This is a genomic window from Pseudomonas sp. VE 267-6A, from assembly GCF_024126555.1.
In the GTDB taxonomy this organism is placed as follows: domain Bacteria; phylum Pseudomonadota; class Gammaproteobacteria; order Pseudomonadales; family Pseudomonadaceae; genus Aquipseudomonas; species Aquipseudomonas palmensis.
In genome coordinates, this window is the sequence record NZ_JAMYBY010000010.1 from 209666 (window position 1) to 224338 (window position 14673).

The 14673-nt window shown below is 62.9% G+C and carries 14 protein-coding genes; 11 read left to right on the forward strand and 3 right to left on the reverse strand.

The genetic code is table 11. The annotated features are described in order from the left end of the window. Positions 1-12 precede the first annotated feature (12 nt). Positions 13-909, reverse strand: a complete 897-nt coding sequence (locus NJH59_RS14120; protein WP_043863273.1) for a LysR substrate-binding domain-containing protein — start codon at positions 907-909, stop codon at positions 13-15. Positions 910-1015: 106 nt separating this feature from the next. Between NJH59_RS14120 and NJH59_RS14125 the strand changes: the two genes are divergently transcribed. The 8 genes from NJH59_RS14125 to rpoS all read left to right on the forward strand — a co-directional run bounded on the left by NJH59_RS14125 (position 1016) and on the right by rpoS (position 8155). Further along, on the forward strand, positions 1016-2128 hold the full coding sequence (locus tag NJH59_RS14125) for an S-(hydroxymethyl)glutathione dehydrogenase/class III alcohol dehydrogenase (protein ID WP_043863274.1): 1113 nt from the start codon (positions 1016-1018) through the stop codon (positions 2126-2128). Positions 2129-2136: 8 nt separating this feature from the next. Then, positions 2137-2985: an S-formylglutathione hydrolase gene (gene fghA, locus NJH59_RS14130; RefSeq protein ID WP_043863275.1), complete on the forward strand. Its 849-nt coding sequence runs from the start codon at positions 2137-2139 to the stop codon at positions 2983-2985. Between the two features lie 76 nt (positions 2986-3061). Beyond that, entirely contained in the window at positions 3062-3535 is a 474-nt protein-coding gene (gene ispF, locus NJH59_RS14135) for a 2-C-methyl-D-erythritol 2,4-cyclodiphosphate synthase (RefSeq protein ID WP_043863276.1), read from the forward strand. Further along, the gene (truD, locus tag NJH59_RS14140) at positions 3532-4590 is read left to right on the forward strand and encodes a tRNA pseudouridine(13) synthase TruD (RefSeq protein WP_043863277.1); all 1059 of its coding nucleotides are present in this window, start codon (positions 3532-3534) and stop codon (positions 4588-4590) included. The genes ispF and truD overlap by 4 nt, the downstream gene beginning before the upstream one ends. Further along, complete coding sequence (gene surE, locus NJH59_RS14145) at positions 4578-5327, forward strand: 5'/3'-nucleotidase SurE (RefSeq protein WP_043863278.1); 750 nt, start codon at positions 4578-4580, stop codon at positions 5325-5327. The genes truD and surE overlap by 13 nt, the downstream gene beginning before the upstream one ends. After that, positions 5327-6004 carry a protein-L-isoaspartate(D-aspartate) O-methyltransferase gene (locus NJH59_RS14150; protein ID WP_162484879.1) on the forward strand — a complete coding sequence of 226 codons (678 nt, stop codon included), beginning with the start codon at positions 5327-5329 and terminating at the stop codon, positions 6002-6004. The genes surE and NJH59_RS14150 overlap by 1 nt, the downstream gene beginning before the upstream one ends. Positions 6005-6178: 174 nt before the next feature. Then, positions 6179-7039 carry a peptidoglycan DD-metalloendopeptidase family protein gene (locus NJH59_RS14155; RefSeq protein WP_043863279.1) on the forward strand — a complete coding sequence of 287 codons (861 nt, stop codon included), beginning with the start codon at positions 6179-6181 and terminating at the stop codon, positions 7037-7039. 108 nt (positions 7040-7147) lie between these two features. Continuing rightward, positions 7148-8155 (forward strand): RNA polymerase sigma factor RpoS, encoded by a 1008-nt coding sequence (rpoS, locus tag NJH59_RS14160; RefSeq protein ID WP_054914992.1) that lies wholly within the window; start codon positions 7148-7150, stop codon positions 8153-8155. A gap of 535 nt (positions 8156-8690) precedes the next feature. Here rpoS and fdxA read toward each other — a convergent pair. Further along, complete coding sequence (gene fdxA / locus NJH59_RS14165) at positions 8691-9014, reverse strand: ferredoxin FdxA (protein WP_043863281.1); 324 nt, start codon at positions 9012-9014, stop codon at positions 8691-8693. A 139-nt stretch (positions 9015-9153) separates the two neighbouring features. Further along, positions 9154-11721, reverse strand: coding sequence for a DNA mismatch repair protein MutS (gene mutS / locus NJH59_RS14170; RefSeq protein ID WP_054914991.1), 2568 nt, complete (start codon positions 11719-11721; stop codon positions 9154-9156). Positions 11722-11890: 169 nt separating this feature from the next. On the opposite strand from mutS, the gene NJH59_RS14175 reads away from it, so the two are divergent. The 3 genes from NJH59_RS14175 to NJH59_RS14185 all read left to right on the forward strand — a co-directional run bounded on the left by NJH59_RS14175 (position 11891) and on the right by NJH59_RS14185 (position 14628). Then, complete coding sequence (locus tag NJH59_RS14175; RefSeq protein WP_078480062.1) at positions 11891-12625, forward strand: XRE family transcriptional regulator; 735 nt, start codon at positions 11891-11893, stop codon at positions 12623-12625. Positions 12626-13167: 542 nt separating this feature from the next. Continuing rightward, positions 13168-13551 carry a phage holin family protein gene (locus NJH59_RS14180; protein WP_253086902.1) on the forward strand — a complete coding sequence of 128 codons (384 nt, stop codon included), beginning with the start codon at positions 13168-13170 and terminating at the stop codon, positions 13549-13551. Positions 13552-13608: 57 nt separating this feature from the next. After that, on the forward strand, positions 13609-14628 hold the full coding sequence (locus tag NJH59_RS14185) for a hypothetical protein (protein WP_253086903.1): 1020 nt from the start codon (positions 13609-13611) through the stop codon (positions 14626-14628). Positions 14629-14673: the final 45 nt, after the last annotated feature.

Sequence of the window (14673 nt, forward strand, 5' to 3'; positions counted from 1 at the left end):
CCGCGACGTTTTCTACACGCTGCGGTACTCAGGCAACTGTCCCAACTTCTCCCGTAGATAATCCACCAGCTTGCGCACCTTCGGCGACAGGTGCCGCTGTTGCGGGTACAACGCCCACACCGCCGTATTCGGCGGCTGATGCGCTTCAAGCAGCGACACCAGCGCGCCACTGCCCAGATGCTCCAGCACGTAGTAGTCCGGCAACTGGCACAGCCCCATCCCCTGCAGCGCCGCATCCAGCACCGCCTGCCCGCTGTTGCAGCGCCAGTTGCCCTGCACCCGCTGACTGATTTCCCGCCCCTCCTGCTGCAAGGCCCAGATATCCGTGCTGCCGATCAGGCAGTTGTGCCGCGCCAGCTCCGACACGCTGTGGGGCCGCCCATAGCGCTCCAGGTACGCTGGCGAGGCGCACAGGTACATGCGCCGTGGGGCCAGGCGTGCCGCCACCAGGCGTGACTCCTGCAACCGGCCCAAACGAATCGCCATGTCCATGCCTTCGTGCAGCAGGTCGAGGGTGCGGTTGGTCAGCTCGATGTCCACCCGCAACTGCGGGTACTGCGCCATGAAGCGGGTGACCAGCGGCACGATGAAGCGCTCGCCATAGGCCACCGCACAGGTCATGCGCAGCAGCCCCTTGGGCTCGCTGGTCAGGTCGCCTATGGCGCGCAGGGCCTCTTCGCGGCCATCCTGCAGGCGCTGGCAGTGCTGAAGAAAGGTCTGCCCAGCCTCACTCAAGGTCACCTTGCGCGTGCTGCGGTACAAAAGGCGCGTCTGCAGGCGATCTTCCAGGCGCGCCACCGCACGGCTGACGTGCGACGACGATACCCCCAGGCGCTCGGCTGCTGCGGTGAACTGGCCCGATTCGGCCACCGCGACGAATTCGTCGATCCCTTCCCAGCGGCTGCTCATCGATTATCCCTGCATGGCAATAATGTTTTGTGTTTGGCTCGATTATTAAGCAAAAGACGATGAATTACACTTCACGCCTGAACTGAAACCTTTGTGGAGAACCTTGATGATCAAGTCCCGTGCTGCCGTTGCCTTCGAAGCCAAGAAACCGCTGGAGATCGTCGAAGTCGACGTGGCCATGCCCAAGGCCGGCGAAGTGCTGTTGCGCGTGGTCGCCAGCGGCGTCTGCCACACCGACGCCTACACGCTGTCGGGCGCCGACCCGGAAGGCATCTTCCCGTCCATCCTGGGCCATGAAGGTGGCGCCATCGTCGAGGCCATCGGTGAGGGCGTGACCTCGGTGGCGGTGGGCGATCACGTGATCCCGCTCTACACCCCGGAATGTCGCCAGTGCAAGTTCTGCAAGTCGGGCAAGACCAACCTGTGCCAGGCCATCCGCGCGACCCAGGGCAAGGGCCTGATGCCCGACGGCACCACGCGTTTTGCCTACAAGGGTCAGCCGCTGTTCCACTACATGGGCACCTCGACCTTCTCCGAATACACCGTGCTGCCGGAAATTTCCGTGGCCAAGATCCAGAAAGAGGCCCCGCTGGAGAAGGTGTGCCTGCTCGGTTGCGGCGTGACCACCGGCATCGGTGCGGTACTCAATACCGCCAAGGTCAAGCCGGGTGACACCGTGGCCATCTTCGGCCTGGGCGGCATCGGCCTGTCGGCCGTGATCGGAGCGGTCAAGGCCAAGGCCAGCCGCATCATCGCCATCGACATCAACCCGGCCAAGTTCGAGATCGCACGCCAGCTGGGTGCCACCGACTGCATCAACCCCAAGGACTACGATCGCCCGATCCAGGAAGTGATCGTGGACCTGACCGATGGCGGCGTGGACTTCTCGTTCGAGTGCATCGGCAACGTGCAACTGATGCGTGCGGCCCTGGAGTGCTGCCACAAGGGCTGGGGCGAGTCGGTGATCATCGGCGTCGCCGGTGCCGGCCAGGAGATCGCAACGCGTCCGTTCCAGCTGGTCACCGGCCGCGTCTGGCGCGGCTCGGCATTCGGTGGCGTGCGTGGTCGCACCGAGCTGCCAAGCTATGTGGACATGGCCGAGCAGGGCGAGATCCCGCTGGACACCTTCATTACCCACACCATGGGCCTGGAGGACATCAACAAGGCCTTCGACCTGATGCATGAAGGCAAGAGCATCCGCAGCGTCATCCACTTCTGAGGTCTGCCATGAGCCTGGAAAACATCTCCTGCCAGAAGAGCTTCGGCGGCTGGCACAAGCGCTACCGGCACCGCTCCAGCGTGCTGGGGTGCGACATGGTGTTTGCCGTGTACCTGCCGCCGCAGGCGGAGCAGGGCGGCAAGCTGCCGGTGCTGTACTGGCTGAGCGGGCTGACCTGCACCGACGAGAACTTCATGCAGAAGGCCGGCGCGCACAAGCTTGCCGCCGAGCTCGGCCTGATCATCGTGGCGCCGGACACCAGCCCGCGCGGGCCACAGGTACCGGACGACCCGGACGGCGCCTGGGACTTCGGCCTGGGCGCGGGGTTCTACCTCAATGCCACCGAACAGCCGTGGGCCGAGCACTACCGCATGCACGACTATGTGGTGGATGAGCTGCCGGCACTGGTGGAGGCGCATTTCCCGGCCTCCGCTGCGCGCAGCATCAGCGGTCACTCCATGGGTGGGCACGGCGCGCTGGTGTGCGCCTTGCGCAACCCCGGGCGCTATGTGTCGGTGTCGGCGTTCTCGCCCATCGGCAACCCGATGGACTGCCCCTGGGGCCAGAAGGCGTTCAGTCGCTACCTGGGCGAGGAGCGTTCACGCTGGCGCGAATGGGATGCCAGCGTGCTGATCGCGCAGGCGCAGGAAACGCTGCCGCTGCTGGTCGATCAGGGCGATCGCGACGACTTCCTGCAAACCCAGCTCAAGCCCGAAGTGCTGGCCCAGGCCGCGCAGGCGGCTGGTTACCCGCTGACGTTGCGCCTGCAGCCTGGCTACGACCACAGCTACTACTTCATCGCCAGCTTCATCGATGACCACCTGCGCCACCATGCGGCGGCATTGGGGCGGGCGTAGGGCTAGTCCTACAAATAAGCCAAACCCCCGGCAAAGCAGGTAGAATCACGCCCTGACTCAATCAGGGCGTTTTTTTATGCGTATTGGCCACGGCTACGATGTGCACCGCTTCGCGGAAGGCGATTTCATCACCTTGGGTGGGGTGCGCATTGCGCACAAGTTCGGCCTGCTGGCCCATTCCGACGGCGATGTGCTGCTGCACGCGCTGAGCGATGCACTGCTGGGCGCCGCCGCGCTGGGTGACATCGGCAAGCATTTCCCCGATACCGACCCGCAGTTCAAGGGCGCCGACAGCCGCGTGCTGCTGCGCCACATCCTGTCGATCATCCATGCCAAGGGCTGGAAGGTGGGCAACGTCGACGCCACCATCGTGGCCCAGGCACCCCGGATGGCCGCGCACATCGAAACCATGCGTACCCTGATCGCCCAGGACCTGCAGGTCGAGCTCGACCAGGTCAACGTCAAGGCCACCACCGAAGAGAAGCTCGGCTTCACCGGCCGTGAAGAAGGCATCGCCGTTCACGCCGTCGCGTTGTTGCTGCGCGCATGACCGAACTCGAACTGCTCGGCCCGCAGGCAGCCGGGCCGGCGCTGGGCAGCGCCATCCTCAAGGCCACGGCCGAAGATTTCCAGGTCGATGAAGTGCTCGACATTCCCCTGTCGGGTGAAGGCGAGCACTTGTGGCTGTGGGTCGAGAAACGCGACCTCAATACCGAGGAGGCCGCCCGCCGCCTGGCCCGCGCCGCCGGCGTACCGCTGCGCACCGTGAGCTATGCCGGCCTCAAGGACCGTCAGGCGCTGACTCGCCAATGGTTCAGCCTGCACCTGCCGGGCAAGGCCGACCCTGACCTGAGCGCGGCTGAAAACGAAACCCTGAGCATCCTCAGACACACCCGTCACTCGCGCAAACTCCAGCGTGGCGCGCACTCGGCCAACGGCTTCACCCTGCGCCTCACAGCGCTCAGCGCCGATCACCAGGCCCTGGACGCGCGCCTCGAGCAATTGCGCATACAAGGCGTGCCCAACTACTTCGGCAGCCAGCGCTTCGGCTTTGCGGGCGGCAACGTGCACGATGCGCGCCAGTGGGCCGAGCGCAAGGCCCTGCCCGAGCAGCGCAATGTGCGCTCGCGGCTGCTGTCCAGCGCACGCAGCTACCTGTTCAACCGGGTGCTGGCCGAGCGGGTTGCCGATGGCAGCTGGCAACAGGCTCAGGTCGGCGACCTGCTGGCGTTTACCGACAGCCGCAGCTTTTTCGCGGCGGGCGAGGCCGAGTGCAGCGATCCGCGCCTGGCAATACTCGACCTGCACCCTACCGGGCCGCTGTGGGGCGAGGGCCTGCCGGCCACCAGTGGGGCAGGCGGTGCGATCGAGCAACGCGTGGCCGAACAGGAGGCAGCCCTGTGCCAATGGCTGGGCAATGCCAACCTCAAACAGGAACGGCGCATTCTGCGGCTGCCCATTGGCGGCTTGACGTGGCATTATCCCGAGCCTGATATCCTGCAACTGGAATTCGTCCTTCCGGCCGGATGCTTCGCCACCGTGGTGGTGCGCGAACTCGTCGATCTGGTGCCGGCAGGGCAGACGGACAGCCCATGCGTATTCTGATTTCGAACGACGACGGGGTCACCGCACCCGGTCTCGCCGCGCTGCATGCTGCGCTGGCGGATTATGCCGAGTGCGTGGTGATTGCCCCGGACCAGGACAAGAGCGGCGCCAGCAGTTCGCTGACGCTCGACCGCCCGCTGCATCCGCAGACCCTGGCCAACGGCTACATCAGCCTCAACGGCACACCGACCGATTGCGTGCACCTGGGCCTGAACGGGCTGCTGGAGCATCCGCCGGACATGGTCGTCTCGGGTATCAACCTGGGCGCCAACCTGGGCGATGACGTGCTGTACTCGGGCACGGTCGCCGCGGCGCTGGAAGGTCGATTCCTGGGGGGCACCTCGTTTGCCTTCTCGCTGCTCTCGCGCCTGCCGGACAACCTGCCCACTGCCGCCTATTTCGCGCGCAAGCTGGTCGAGGCGCATGCAAGCCTTGAGCTGCCACCGCGCACCGTACTCAATGTGAACATTCCCAACCTGCCGCTGGAGCACATCCGTGGCATCCAGCTGACACGCCTGGGGCATCGTGCACGTGCGGCGGCGCCGACCAAGGTGGTCAACCCGCGCGGCAAGGAAGGCTACTGGATCGCGGTGGCCGGCGACGCCGAGGATGGCGGCCCGGGTACCGATTTTCACGCGGTGATGCAGGGCTATGTCTCGATCACCCCGCTACAGCTTGACCGCACCTTCAACGATGCCTTCGACCGTCTCGAGGGTTGGCTGGAGGGGCTGCTCTGATGCGAGAGCCGGAGGATCTGATGCGCCATGGTATCGGTTTTACTTCGCAGCGAACCCGTGAACGGCTGATCCAGCGTTTGATCGAGGAAGGCATCAAGGACCAGCGGGTGCTAGAGGCCTTGCGCAACATCCCGCGGCACATGTTCGTCGACGAGGCGCTGTCGCACCGTGCGTATGAAGATACCGCCCTGCCCATCGGCAACAACCAGACCATCTCGCAGCCGTTCATGGTCGCGTACATGAGCGAGGTGCTGCTGGAGGACGGTCCGCTGGACAAGGTGCTGGAGATCGGCACCGGGTCTGGCTACCAGACAGCAGTGCTGTCCAGGCTGGTGGAGCGGGTGTTCTCGGTAGAGCGCATCAAACCCCTGCAGGACCGCGCCAAGGAACGGCTGGTCGAGTTGAACCTGCGCAACCAGGTGTTCCGCTGGGGCGACGGTTTCGAGGGATGGCCGGCACTGGCCCCCTACAATGGCATCATCGTCACCGCCGGGGCACCCGAAGTGCCCCAGGCCTTGCTCGACCAGCTGGCACCGGGCGGGCGCATGGTGATACCGGTGGGCGCCAGTGGCGAGACACAGCAATTGCTGTTGATAGTGCGCGAAGAACAGGGCTTCTCGCGGCGCAAACTGTGTGACGTACGCTTCGTGCCGTTGCTCAATGGCACATTGAGCTGAGTCGATTTTTTTCGCGGGCGTCGAATTCCCGGTGCATTGCCGGGTCTATGGGGCGTGCGGTTTCTTGAACGATCGCACAACCTGGCAAGCAGTTGATCTGCATTGCCTGTGCGCTCGGTTATAATTGCAACAATATTGCATTCCTACATCGGTCACCACATAAGGGAGCGGCGGGTGAGTCACACAGTCATTCGGCAGCGCATGGGTCTATCGAGCTTAAAGCTTCTGGTGATTGCACTCGCCTTGGGAACCCTGGTTTCAGGGTGTTCCAGTTCATCTTCGAGCAGCGTGCGGGTGGTCGACCGCAACAGCGCCGCGCCCAAGCGCCCGGTGGTCACTACGGGGCAGTACGTGGTTCGCCCGGGCGATACGCTGTTCTCGATTGCCTTTCGCTACGGCTGGGACTACAAGGAGCTCGCTGCGCGCAACGGTATCCCGGCGCCCTATACCATCCGGCCCGGCCAGGCGATCCGCTTCGGCTCCGGCACGGCTACCAGCAGCGGCTCGCGGGTCGTCACCTCCACCTCGCCCTCCAGCAAGACCACGGTCACCCGTCGTCCGGCAGGTACCCCGGCACCGGCAAAAACCACGTCTCCAGGCGGTACCAGCGCGCCGCCCGTCGTCGCCACCACCCCCGTCCAGGTGCCGGCTTCGGAGCGTTCGGCCGGTGGCTGGGCATGGCCGGCCAACGGTGTGCTGATTGGAAAATTCGCTTCAAACGGTAGTTTGAATAAAGGCATTGATATCGCCGGTGATTTGGGACAGCCTGTTTTTGCTGCGTCGGATGGTTCCGTTGTGTACGCCGGAAGTGGCTTGCGGGGCTACGGTGAACTGGTAATCATCAAGCACAGCGATACCTACGTCAGTGCCTACGGTCACAACCGCAGGCTGTTGGTTCGGGAGGGACAGCAGGTCAAGGTTGGGCAGACAATTGCCGAAATGGGGTCCACGGGCACCGACCGGGTGAAGCTTCACTTCGAGATTCGCCGCCAGGGCAAACCTGTAGATCCGTTGCAATTCCTGCCACGTCGTTGATAAGCATGTACCCGGCCTGTTCCTTCGCGTAGTGGGGACAGGCTCAGCGTTGCCAAGGATAAAGGCGCCGCTTGAGTCTGAGTTCGAACTCAGCAAAGGACTATAACAATGGCTCTCAGTAAAGAAGTGCCGGAGTTTGACATCGACGATGAGGTGCTCCTTATGGAAACCGGCATCGTTTTGGAAACGGATGTGGTGTCAGACGAACCTGCTGTATCTCCGGTTCGGACCCGGGCCAAACAAGGCTCACCGCTCAAACAGCACAAGTACATCGATTACACTCGAGCACTTGATGCAACTCAGCTCTACCTCAACGAAATCGGCTTTTCGCCCCTGCTTTCCCCGGAAGAAGAAGTTCATTTTGCGCGTTTGTCGCAAAGTGGCGACCCTGCCGGGCGCAAACGCATGATCGAAAGCAACCTGCGCCTGGTGGTGAAGATTGCGCGCCGCTACGTCAACCGCGGTCTATCGCTGCTCGACCTGATCGAAGAGGGCAACCTGGGCCTGATTCGCGCAGTCGAGAAGTTCGACCCCGAGCGTGGGTTCCGTTTCTCGACCTACGCCACCTGGTGGATCCGGCAGACCATCGAACGCGCCATCATGAACCAGACGCGCACCATTCGCCTGCCGATCCATGTGGTCAAGGAACTGAACGTCTACCTGCGTGCAGCACGCGAGCTGACCCAGAAACTCGATCACGAGCCGTCACCGGAAGAGATCGCCAACCTGCTGGAAAAACCCGTAGGCGAGGTCAAGCGCATGCTCGGCCTGAACGAGCGCGTGTCTTCGGTGGACGTTTCACTGGGCCCGGACTCGGACAAGACCCTGCTCGATACCCTCACCGACGATCGTCCCACCGACCCTTGCGAGCTGTTGCAGGACGACGACCTGTCCCAGAGCATCGACCTGTGGCTGAGCGAACTGACCGACAAGCAGCGTGAGGTGGTGATTCGCCGCTTTGGCCTGCGCGGGCATGAGAGCAGCACCCTGGAGGATGTTGGCCTGGAGATTGGTCTTACCCGGGAGCGGGTACGTCAGATCCAGGTGGAGGGCCTCAAGCGGCTGCGGGAGATCCTGGAGAAGAACGGACTGTCCAGCGAGTCGCTGTTCCAGTAACTGCGACGGCTGTGAAAAGGCGCCTCGACCCAGTCGAGGCGTTTTTGTTCGTGGCTGTCTCAAGCGCTCAGACACGCGCAGAAACACCGATACCACGGCGGCAACCTTTCCCGGTTGCGTATTGTTATTGGATTTGTAGGTTATCGCTTACAAGATCCGTAAGCCTTTACATCAAGAGGGTGTAAATTCCAGTCGGTTTTGACGTGGTATTTTGTCTAACCAATTGATATTGAAAGAGTTTATTGTGAGGTGACGTCACCTTCCGGACTTTTTTTGAGAGCTTTTACCAGTTGCTCTGCCGGCTGCAGGGGATAGTATCTGAACTGTGTCTACGGACTGACACAGGTTCTCAAGGATGAGCGCCAAGGACATCGCGGGATGCGATTCATCAGGATGATGATAGGGAATACAGGGACTACGGAAAAAAATGTGGGCGGGTCATACCGCCCCTTTTTTTTGCCTGCGAAAAAGTGGCTGGCCCTGCAGCGAACATAAAAAAGGCCCCGAAGGGCCTTTTTCATTGATCCGGCGTCGATCAACGCTCCAGATCTGCAATCTTGCCCGGCTTGCCATCCCACTCTGCAGCGTCTGGCATCGAATCCTTCTTCTCGGTGATGTTCGGCCAGATTTCGGCCAGCTCGGCGTTGAGCTCGATGAAGTTTTCCATGCCGGCCGGCACTTCATCTTCCGAGAAGATCGCAACGGCGGGGCACTCAGGCTCGCACAGTGCACAGTCGATGCACTCATCCGGGTGAATGACCAGGAAGTTCGGGCCTTCGTAGAAGCAGTCCACCGGACAGACTTCTACACAGTCGGTGTACTTGCACTTGATGCAGTTGTCGGTGACGACGAAGGTCATTTCTAATTTTCTCCTCAGGCGACGGCAGCGTTCCCTTCCAGACAGGGCCGCTCGGTTCGGTAGGTCGGCAGCGAGCCAGGCTAATAACTCGCTGCCCCGCCGAACCGCGCGGGATTCTATCAGTTTGTGCGATGGGGCGTTATAACAGAGTCTTTAGTGTATAGAGCATTTCGATAGCTTGGCGTGGCGTCAGGTTGTCCACGTCGAGCTTGCCGATCTTCTCGATCACCGGATGCGGCAGGCTGGCGAACAGGTCGCTCTGGTGCGGCGTGCTGGGCGCTCCCGGGCTTGCTGGCGCGGTTTCGTGGGGCAGGCTGTTGGTTTCCAGGCGGCCCAGGTGCTCGCGGGCTCGCTGGATCACCGGTGCCGGCACGCCTGCCAGTTGTGCCACTGCCAGGCCGTAGCTCTGGCTGGCAGGCCCTGGCAGCACATGGTGCAGGAACACGATGCGTTCGTTGTGCTCGGTAGCGTTCAGGTGCACGTTGGCCACCAGCGGCTCGCTTTCGGGCAGCACGGTCAGTTCGAAGTAGTGCGTGGCAAACAGCGTGTAGGCGCGCAGCTGGGCCAGGCGCTCGGCGGCGGCCCAGGCCAGCGAGAGGCCGTCGAAGGTACTGGTGCCGCGGCCCACTTCGTCCATCAGCACCAGGCTGCGTTCGGTGGCGTTGTGCAGGATGTTGGCGGTTTCGCTCATCTCCACCATGAAGGTAGAGCGCCCGCCGGCCAGGTCGTCGCTGGAACCGATACGGGTGAAGATGCGGTCCACCAGCGACAGCTCGCAGCTGGCGGCCGGCACGAAGCTGCCGATATGCGCCAGCAGCACGATCAGTGCGGTCTGGCGCATGTAGGTGGACTTACCACCCATGTTCGGGCCGGTGATCACCAGCATGCGCGTGTTGTCGTCCAGGCCCAGGTCGTTGGCCACGAACGGCGTGGTCAACACCTGCTCGACCACCGGGTGGCGACCCTGGCTGATGCGCATGCACGGTTCGTCGACGAATGTCGGGCAGTTGAGGTCAAGGTTCAGCGCACGCTCGGCCAGGTTGCTGACCACATCCAGTTCGGCCAGCGCCGCGGCGGTGTCCTGCAGCGGGGCCAGGTGGCCGATCAGGGTTTCGAGCAACGCATCGTAGAGCATCTTCTCGCGCGCCAGGGCGCGGCTCTTGGCCGACAGCGCCTTGTCTTCAAACGTCTTGAGCTCTGGGGTGATGAAGCGCTCGGCGCCCTTGAGGGTCTGGCGGCGGATGTAGTCGGCCGGCGCCTGTTCGGCCTGCTTGCTCGGCAGCTCGATGAAGTAGCCATGCACGCGGTTGTAGCCGACCTTGAGGTTGGCAAGGCCCGTGCGGGCCTTTTCGCGGGCTTCGAGGTCGATCAGGAACTGCCCGGCGTTCTCGCTCATCGACAGCAGGTCGTCGAGCTCGGCGTCATAGCCGACCTTGAGCACGCCGCCATCACGGATCACCGCAGGCGGGTTGTCGATGATCGCCTTCTGCAGCAGGTCGGCCAGTTCCGGGTAGGTACCGGCGATGGCCGCCAGGCGCGCCAGATGCGGTGCCTCCAGCTCGGCCATGGCGTTCTGCAGTTCAGGCAGCGCGCCAAGCGCGTCGCGCAGGCGCGCCAGGTCCCGTGGGCGAGCGTTGCGCAGGCCGATACGGGCGAGAATCCGCTCGATATCGCCGATGTCCTTCAGTTGCGGTTGCAGCTTCTCGAAGCGGTAGCCGTCGAGCAGGCAGCGAATCGAGCTCTGGCGGGCCTGCAGCACCTTCAGGTCACGCAGCGGCCGGTTCAGCCAGCGGGTCAGCAGGCGGCTGCCCATGGCGGTCTGACAGCGGTCGATCACCGATTGCAGGGTGTTGTCACGGCCCCCGGCCAGGTTGACGTCCAGCTCCAGGTTGCGCCGGCTGGCGCCGTCGAGCACCACGGTGTCGTCCAGCCGCTCGTGCTTGAGGCTGCGCAGGTGCGGCAGGGCGGTGCGCTGGGTTTCCTTGGCGTAGGCGAGCAGGCAGCCGGCGGCGCCGATGGCCAGGGTCAGCTTCTCGCAGCCGAAGCCCTTGAGGTCCTGGGTTGCGAACTGCTGGCACAGGCTCTTGCGCGCCGAGTCACGGTCGAAGTCCCATGGTGCGCGGCGGCGCGAGCCACGGCGCTTCTCGGCGGGCAGGCCCTGGGGCCAGTCGTCGGGGATCAGCAGCTCCACGGGGTTGACCCGCTCGAGCTCGGCCAGCAGGTTTTCCCAGCCCTTGAACTCCTGCACGGTGAAGTTGCCGCTGGTGATATCCAGCACGGCCAGGCCGAACAGGCGTTCGTCACCCAGTACGGCGGCGATCAGGTTGTCGCGGCGCTCGTCGAGCAGGGCTTCGTCGCTGACCGTGCCTGGGGTGATGATGCGCACCACCTGGCGTTCCACCGGGCCCTTGCTGGTGGCCGGGTCGCCGATCTGCTCGCAGATCACCACCGATTCGCCCAGCTTCACCAGCTTGGCCAGGTAGCCTTCGGCGGCGTGGTAGGGGATACCGCACATGGGGATCGACTGGCCCGCCGACTGCCCGCGGGCGGTCAGGGTGATATCCAGCAGTTTGGCGGCCTTCTTCGCGTCTTCGTAGAAGATCTCGTAGAAATCGCCCATGCGGTAGAACATCAGCTGGTCCGGGTGCTGGTTCTTCAGCTTCCAGTACTGCTGCATCATCGGGGTGTGTGCGGAAAGATCGCTCATTACAGAAACTTGGCTCGCAGTGTCGTTTAGACCAAAGGCAGCGGGCAATGGTACAGGGATTTTTTCCCCGTTGCCGGGCCTAACGCTGCGCAGCGACCTTTTGCCCCTGGCATTGTGTTAATGCATATTTGAATTTGCATTTGCGCACGAGATGGGTACTATGCACGTTATGCAAAAACGCAACGTAGCTACCGTCTTGAGAGCATTGCTCGACCGCCACGGGATCTCCCCCACGGAGCTTCACCGTCGCACCGGCGTGCCCCAATCCACCCTGTCGCGGATTCTCAGCGAGAAGATCGTCGATCCTTCCGACAAGCATGTGTCGAAGATCGCCGAGTACTTCGGCGTGAGCACCGATCAGTTGCGCGGCCGTGCCGACCTGGGCGATACCCGCCCGGCGAACGCGCCGCGCGCCGACGTGCAGCTGCAGGACATCAGCCTGTGGGATGACGACACCCCCGTCGAGGACGACGAGGTGTCCATTCCGTTTCTTCGTGAGGTCGAGTTGGCAGCAGGATCAGGACGATTCGTCATCGAGGAAAGCGAGAAGGCCAGCCTGCGCTTCGGCAAGCGCAGCCTGCGTCACAACGGCGTGCAGTTCGACCAGGCCAAGTGCGTGACGGTGCGCGGCAACAGCATGCTGCCGGTGCTGCGTGATGGCGCCACGGTGGGGGTGAATGCGGGCAAGAGCGGCATCGGCGACATTGTCGACGGCGACCTGTATGCCATCAACCACAATGGCCAGTTGCGCGTGAAACAGCTGTATCGCCTGCCCACGGGTATCCGCCTGCGCAGCTTCAACCGCGACGAGCACCCGGATGAGGACTACACCTTCCAGCAGATGCAGGAGGAGCAGATCAGCATCCTCGGGCATGTGTTCTGGTGGGGCATGTACGCCCGCTAGGTTCTGTCGCTGCATCAAACCCGCCTCGGCGGGTTTTTTTGTGCCTGCAAATGACTGCAGGGGGCGGCCTTGTCGGCGAATGATCGCACCAAATATTTGCGGCAATCCCACTGAATCCTTCACTGGCAAGGCCGGTTCCTGCAAAAAATCTACCCCTCAAGACAGCACTGCAGTGCAAGCAGGGCAAGGCTTTCATGCGTTATTGCAAAATCAGATGCATAAATATTTCCATAAATGCATTGACTGAATATGCATTGATGCATAGCATTTGTCTCAAGCCGGTCAGACACCGGCAGTGGCAAAGGCAGCGATGAACAGGCCTGAACTGTTCAGAGGGTTGGCAACTGACCCGGGTGTGCAGCGTAAAGCACCGTAAGCAGTTATCCGGCGGGCAGGCGGCCGCGGTCGGAGGAACAATTTGAGGCGGGATCGCACGGCGCACCAGCAGTGGCCGGCGGTCCGACAACGCATTACTGAAAAGCCTGGGCGACCGGGCTTTTTGGAATGCCGAGTGATCGGCTGTTCAACAAGGGAGCACGAGCATGACAAACGAGCAACAGACGTTGCTGGAAATGCCGATCTGGCTGGTGATCGTCCTGGCATTGCTGGGCGGTCTGTCTGGCGAGATGTGGCGCGCAGACAAGGAGGGCGCCCGCGGCTGGGGCCTGTTCAGGCGACTGCTGCTGCGCTCCGGGGCCTGCATGGTCTGCGGCGTATCGACCGTGATGCTGCTGTATGCCAGCGGGCTGTCGATCTGGAGCGCCGCAGCCTTTGGTTGCCTGACCGCCATGGCGGGCGCCGACGTGGCCATCGGGCTTTACGAGCGCTGGGCTGCGAAGCGGCTGGGTGTGGCACAGTGCGTGCCGCCCCTGGCATCGGATGCGCCACTGCCGCGCGATCTGCGTGAGCGCGACCAAGAGCAATGATCATCGCAACACTATCGAAAGCCGCTTGCAGCGGCTTTTTCATGTCCGGAGAAACCTATGTCTGATAACACCCGCTTGTACGAGAATGCCGGCAACGTCGGCCTAACCCTGGCCCAGGGGCCGCGCGACGCGGTGATCTACGGCTCTGCCACGTCGGTCAGGCTGAGCAGGAGTTTTGTTGCGATGGGCGGTTTTCGCTTTCGCGGCCAATACACACGGGGCATGGTTCCGACCTTCGCGATGGCTGACAAGGTCGCCAGCGTGGCGCCAGCCGGTCTCGGTGCCGAACGCAGCAACTGCAAAGAGAGCTGGTACGCCGCCTTTGCCTGTGCCAATGAAGGTGACGCCAGTGCCGTGGTGAAAACCATGCCGTTCCTGCGCGTGGGCAGTATCAGCGGCAACGTGATCACGCTGAACAAGGCCGGCGAGGGTACCCACGATATCGCTGCAAAAAGCTACGACTGGGTGGCCGACAACAATCTTGCCGGTGTGCAGTGCCTGGTCATCAGTGAGGGCGGGCAGTGGTCGGGCCGGGTAGCGACCGTCGTCGCTAACACTGCAACCACCCTTACGCTCGACAACATAGGGGCGCTGTCCTTCGGCGCATTTTTGTTGCCCGCGCCCCCCGGGTTCGCACATTTCTGCTACCTGGCGTCGTTCTATCTGGACACCCATGAGGTGCGCAACATCTACGACACGGGCACCGAGGTGGTGTCCAGAGGCATTTACCTGCTACTACCCGAAACGCCCGGTGCAAGTCCAGGCCCTGTCGGCACCTTGATGGACTGCTCCGGGTATATCGCACCCTTGGCTACCGGCGTTCGAATGGACTCCAGGTGCGTCATGAGCACCTCTGCCACCGGTGACTACGCCGAGTACTTCTCGCCCGACAGCGGAAACCACGATGTACGTACCAACTACGACCTGAAGGACAACAGCGGCTCGCGCAGCTTCGTGTTCGGTGGCGTATCGCTGGCGTTCCTGTACCCGCAGACCTTCAACTTCAAGAATGCCGGCACGCTGGCAGCCAAGCGCTCCGAGGGCCGGATTGCGCCGACCGGCTGGTTCGAGCCGTAGTCGCCGCAGTGAACGCAACGCCCGCTGCAACCGCAGTGGGCGGCT